Source organism: Trebonia sp., assembly GCF_049794275.1.
Lineage (GTDB): Bacteria > Actinomycetota > Actinomycetes > Streptosporangiales > Streptosporangiaceae > Trebonia.
Map to the genome: position 1 here is coordinate 1 of NZ_JBARCR010000475.1, position 5,337 is coordinate 5,337.

The 5,337-nt window shown below is 68.3% G+C and carries 5 protein-coding genes and 1 pseudogene; all 6 read right to left on the bottom strand.

Translation table 11 applies throughout. From position 1 onward, the window contains the following. A partial coding sequence (locus tag WA805_RS13035) for an ABC transporter ATP-binding protein (RefSeq protein ID WP_425242460.1) occupies positions 1-1,567 on the bottom strand: 1,567 nt, incomplete at its 3' end. 415 nt (positions 1,568-1,982) lie between these two features. Further along, complete coding sequence (locus WA805_RS13040; RefSeq protein ID WP_422275350.1) at positions 1,983-2,192, bottom strand: TOBE domain-containing protein; 210 nt, start codon at positions 2,190-2,192, stop codon at positions 1,983-1,985. Positions 2,193-2,211: 19 nt separating this feature from the next. Next, entirely contained in the window at positions 2,212-3,273 is a 1,062-nt protein-coding gene (locus WA805_RS13045) for an ABC transporter ATP-binding protein (RefSeq protein ID WP_424562402.1), read from the bottom strand. A gap of 6 nt (positions 3,274-3,279) precedes the next feature. Next, a complete protein-coding gene (locus WA805_RS13050; RefSeq protein WP_422287157.1) occupies positions 3,280-4,071 on the bottom strand; it encodes an ABC transporter permease in 792 nt (263 codons plus the stop codon). A 12-nt stretch (positions 4,072-4,083) separates the two neighbouring features. Continuing rightward, entirely contained in the window at positions 4,084-4,890 is an 807-nt protein-coding gene (modA, locus tag WA805_RS13055; protein ID WP_422275344.1) for a molybdate ABC transporter substrate-binding protein, read from the bottom strand. A 183-nt stretch (positions 4,891-5,073) separates the two neighbouring features. After that, positions 5,074-5,337 (bottom strand): annotated as a pseudogene (locus WA805_RS13060) (nitronate monooxygenase); the annotation flags it as partial.

A 5,337-nucleotide genomic window follows, 5' to 3' on the forward strand; every position in this document is an offset into this window, starting at 1 on the left:
TGTCCAGCGACGAGGTCGCCTCGTCCAAGATCAGGATGCGCGGGTCGTGCAGTAGGACGCGGGCGATGGCCAGGCGCTGCTTCTCCCCGCCCGACAGCCGGTACCCGCGTTCGCCGACGACAGTGTCATAACCATCGGAGAATTCCATGATCCGGTCGTGGATGTACGCCGCCCGCGCCGCCTCTTCCACCTCCTCTAGCGACGCGCTGGGACGCCCGTAGCGGATGTTAGCCAGGACGGTGTCGTGGAAGAGGTAGCTCTCCTGGGTCACGAAGCCGATAGCGGAGGCCAGCGAGGCCTGGCGGACATGCCGTACGTCGAGCCCGTCAACCTCGACCGCCCCGGCCGTGACGTCGTACAGACGCGGGATCAGGTAGCTGATGGTGGTCTTGCCGGCTCCGCTCGGCCCCACCAGGGCCACCAGGTGGCCGGGGCTCGCTCCGAGGCTGACGCCCGACAAGGCGCCGGCCGTGGCGCCGGGGTAGCGGAAGTAGACGTCCTCCAGGGCCACCCGGCCGCCAGCCTCGGCAACCGGGAGGTCGACGGCGTCGGGAGCGTCGACGATGTCGGGCACCACGTCGAGGTACTCGAAGACCCGGTCGAACAGGGCCAGCGATGACCGCAGCTCCACCGAGACCTGAAGCAGCTGGCCGACCGGGAAGTACAGGCGGGTCTGGAGCGCGGTGAAGGCGACGATGGTTCCGGCCGAGACAGCATGATGGTTCGCGATGAGCAGGCCCGCAGTGAGGTAGACCAGGGCCGGGGTGATCGACAGGAATGACTGCACGACGGCATAGAAGCCCTGGCCGATCATCTGCTGGCGGACCTCGAGGCCAGCCAGGCGCTGGTTCTCCCGCTGATAGCGGGCGATGTCGCGTGCCTGGTTGCCGAACACCTTGGCCAGCAGCACCCCGGATACCGAGAGGGTTTCCTCGCTGATGGCGCTCATGGCCGCCAGCGACTCCTGGGTCGATCGCGACACCTGGCGGCGCCGCTCGCCGACCGTCTTGGTCAGCCAGAAGAACGCCGGCACGGTGATGACCGCCACGATGGTCAGCTGCCAGCTGATGATGATCATGGCGACGATGCTGGAGACGAAGGTGACGACGTTGGCCAGGATCGTCGAGGCGGTGGTGGTGACCACTGTCTGGACGCCGCCCACGTCATTAGCCAGCCGGGACTGGATCTCACCGGTCTTGGTATTGGTGAAGAAGGAAAGCGGGAGAGTCTCCAGGTGCGCGTAGAGCCGGTTGCGCAGATCCTGCATGACCGCCTGCCCGACCCGGGTGGTCTCATAGGTCTGCAGGACGCCGATGGCGCCGTTGACAACCGGCACCAGGGCCATGACGCCCACCAGCACATAGAGCAGGTGCAGATTGGGGCCGCCCTGGACGAACAAGGCCTTGTTGAATACCACCTGGATCAGCAGCGGGTTGATGATGCCGATCGTCGAGGTCACCACGATGAGGACAATGACGGCGGCCACCTGAAGCCGGTAGGGGCGGAACAGCGGCACTATCCGCCCAGCGCTGCTCCGGCCGGCGCGGGCAGGCGTCTCTGTCACCATGAGGCGACTCCTTCGGGGTAATACGACGGCAGCCACCAGTAACGTCCCATCATGTTCGCACGGACCCATCGCCGCGCCCCGCGACCTGATCGTCCCCCGGCACGCTCAAAGGAAGTGTGTGCGCTGCCCTTCGGGGGTCACGACCGCGCCGAACAACTACTCCACGACCATCGCGGTAGGCAAGGCGGGCAGTGCCTGCCCCTCGGTCACTTTCGCGCTGGCCGCGGGCAGCCTCTCGCCCGGCCTGAGAGATCACCATCACGGTGCAGGGCCCGCTGGATCAGCTGCCGCCCGGCCTGTCCCTGCCCGCCACCTTCACCGGCTCCGGCGCCATCGTCGGCGGCACTGCTGCCGACCCAGGCGTCGAACCCGGCCGCAGGCGGCGGCATGACCGGGCCGCCTGCCCCCGGCATCGTCAGCCGCTGGTGGCCACGATCACGTCCGACGCCTTGATCACGGCGCTGACTTCGCTGCCTTCCTTCAGGCCAAGCTGGCGGACAGCCTCGACGGTGATCGAGGCCACCAGGCGGACGCCGTTGGCGTCGAGCTCCACGTTGGCTATGGCCTCGCCGGAGTGGATGCCGGTGACGCGGGCCGGGATCTGGTTACGGGCACTGAGCTTCATGACCTGTTCCTGTCGGTGGTTATTGCGGATATGTCGTGATGGCGGCCGGGCTGAGACACACCCACAGGTCGCCTCCTTCGTCGAGCTTGAGATGATCGACCGCCGCGGGCAGGACCTCGGCCGTGATCGCCGGTGTCCCGTCGACGCGGACTCGCACCCGGTCGCCCATGAGATCAACCGCGCTGACATGCCCTCGCCAGGTGTTCACCTCCCCTCCTTCTGGCCCTGCTTCTGGCCGTTCCCTGGACACCGCCACGGCAGCGGGCGCGATGACGGCGAACGTGGGGCCGGCCGCGGGGCTGGCACAGGTAAGCCGGCCGCCGCCGTCCAGGTCGAGCACGGTACCGTGCCCCGTCCCCCGCAGCAGGTTGACGCCGGTCAGGTCGGCCACGTAAGTGGACCTAGGCCTGGCGGTCACCTCTGCGGGGGTTCCCGTCTGTACGATCGCGCCGGCCTCGATCACGATCATCCGGTCGCTGAGGGCGACGGCGTCGAGCAGGTCGTGCGTGACGAGGATGTTCGCGGCGCTCGACTGGCGCAGCACCTCGCGCAGCAGGCGGCGGACGTTGGTCTTGATCGACACGTCGAGAGCGGCCAGCGGCTCGTCAAGGAGCAGCAGCTTCGGGTCGGTCACCAGGGCACGGGCCATCGCCACGCGCTGCTGCTGTCCGCCGGACATCGACCCTGGCCGCGCCTCGGCCACCGCCTCAAGATCCAGGCGTGCCAGCACCTGCGACGCCTTCTCGCGCGCGGTCTTTTTGTCGGTGCCACGGCACCGCAGCCCGAACGCCACATTCTCCACCGCGCTCATGTGGGGGAACAGCAGGTAGTCCTGGAACATCAGGGCGATCGGCCGTTTTTCTGGCGCGACCCTGACGCGCTCTGCGGGGTCTTCGAGCACCGTTCCGTCGAGCACCACCCTGCCCCCGTCGAGCGGCAGCAGTCCGACGAGGGCGCGCAGCGTGGTCGACTTGCCCGAGGCGTTAGGGCCGAGCAGTGCGAGCACCTCGCCCGCCGCCACGGAGAACGCCACGTCCAGGCTGAGCCTGCTGAGCCGTAGCTGGATGTCCGCGTCGAGCACGGCGGGTCACTGCGCGCCGGAACGGTCACGTCTGAAGACCATGACCACGAGGCTGACCAGGACGAGGATCAGGCTCAGTGCGATCGCCTCATCCGTCATGTTGGAGCTCTGGCTGATGTAGATCGCGAGCGGCATGGTCTGCGTGACGCCGGGAAGGTTGCCCGCGAAGGTGATCGTCGCGCCGAACTCTCCCAGTGCCCGCGCCCAGGTCAGCACCAGGCCCGCGGCGAGCGAAGGCCAGATCAGCGGCAGCGTCACCCGCAGGAACACGGTCCTGCGGGACGCCCCCAGGCTGCGCGCCGCGTCCTCCAGGCGCCTGTTCATGGACCGCAGCCCAGACTCCACCGTGATCACGAAGAACGGCATCGCCACGAACGACTCGGCCACGACCACGCCGGCCAGGCTGAACGGCAGCGTTATCCCGGTCGCGCTCTCCAGGGGCCTGCCGATGAACCCCCTGCGGCCGTAGGCGAGCAGCAGCGCGATACCGCCGACCACAGGCGGCAGCACCATCGGCAGGGTGGTCAGGCTGCGCAGCACCCCCCTGCCGGGGAACTGCCCGCGCGCCAGCAGCCAGGCCAGCGGGAATCCGAAGGCCAGGGCGAGCGCGGTGCTGGACAGCGAGGCGATGATCGAGAGCTCGAGCGCCTGCAGCGCGGTCTGGCTCGTGATCACGCTGGTGATGTGGCCCCAGGGCGCCCCGGCGACCAGCCCGATCAGCGGGAAGATGAAGAACAGCGAGGCCAGCGCCGCCAGCACCGCCACCAGCGGATTCAGCCGCCATTTCTTCCGTGACATTCGGTCCTGTGCCTACGAAGTCGGCGGCAGGAAGCCGAAGCTCTTCATCACCTGCTGGCCGTCGGGTCCGAGGACATAGCTGATGAACGCCGCCGCCGCGGTAGCGTTCGGCGCGCCCTTGATCTCCGCGATCGGGTAGGTGGTGGTGGCGTTCTGATCCGCGGGGATCGGTACTCCCGCGGTCTTGCTGCCGTTCGCCTTGACGTCGGTCACGTAGACGATGCCCGCGTCGGCCTCGCCGAGGCTGACCTTGGTCACCACTCCGCCGACATTCTGTTCCTGCGACACCGGCTTGACGGTGACCGCGGCGTTCTTGAATATCTGGGTGGCCAGGGCGCCGCAGGGCACCGAGGGGGCGCAGGTGACCACCTTGAGGGATGCGTTGGCGAGATCGCTGACGGACTTGACATGGCTGGGATTGCCCGCCTCGACCATGATCTCGCCCTGGTTGGCGGCGAAGGTCTTCGGCGTGCTGGACTCCAGGCTCGCCTCGGTGACGGTCGTCATGTTCGTCGGGCTCGCCGAGGCGAAGATGTCGGCTGGCGCGCCCTGCGTGATCTGCGTCGCCAGTGAGGAACTGCCGTTGTAGTTGAACTTCACGGTGACGCCCGGATTGGCCGCCTCGAACTGATCGCCGATCTTGTTGAAGGCGTCGGTCAGTGAGGTGGCCGCGAACACCACCAGCGTGCCCGTGGGCTTGACCTGGGACGCCGCGGCGGCTGGCGGGGCGCTACTGGTCGACGAACTGCACGCCGCCAGCGCCACCGCCAGTGAGGCGACACCCGTACCCGCCAGAACCTTGATATGCCGACGGAACATCTGACTCATCCCCCTGCCCACCGCTGGGTAGTCCCAGTGTTCCTAGCCACGATGCCAGCCGCCAGCGGGATCGAGATCACCCAAGCGGGGCTAGCCCGGCAAGGGTGAACCGCAACTGCCTCCTGGCGAGGGAAAGGCTGGCGAGAGAAAGGGAGGCCTTCCGCCCCGGTTACAGGCGGCCGGTTACAGGCGGGAGGTGAGCTCGGCCACGATGTCGGCCGCTGGCTGCGGTTGTCTCGCGAGCGCGACGCTCTGTCCGGCCCACATCGAGAGCGCTTCGATGTCCCCGGTGGTCCCGGTCATCGGCGGTGCCGGCTCGTAGCGGACGATCGCCTCGCCGGAGGCGAAGTGCGCGATCACGTCACCCGCTCCTGGCCGCTGCGCGAGCGGGGGGCGGCCCGCAGCCTCCCACGCGTCGGCGGTTGAGTTGCGGAGCGCGCGGTGGGG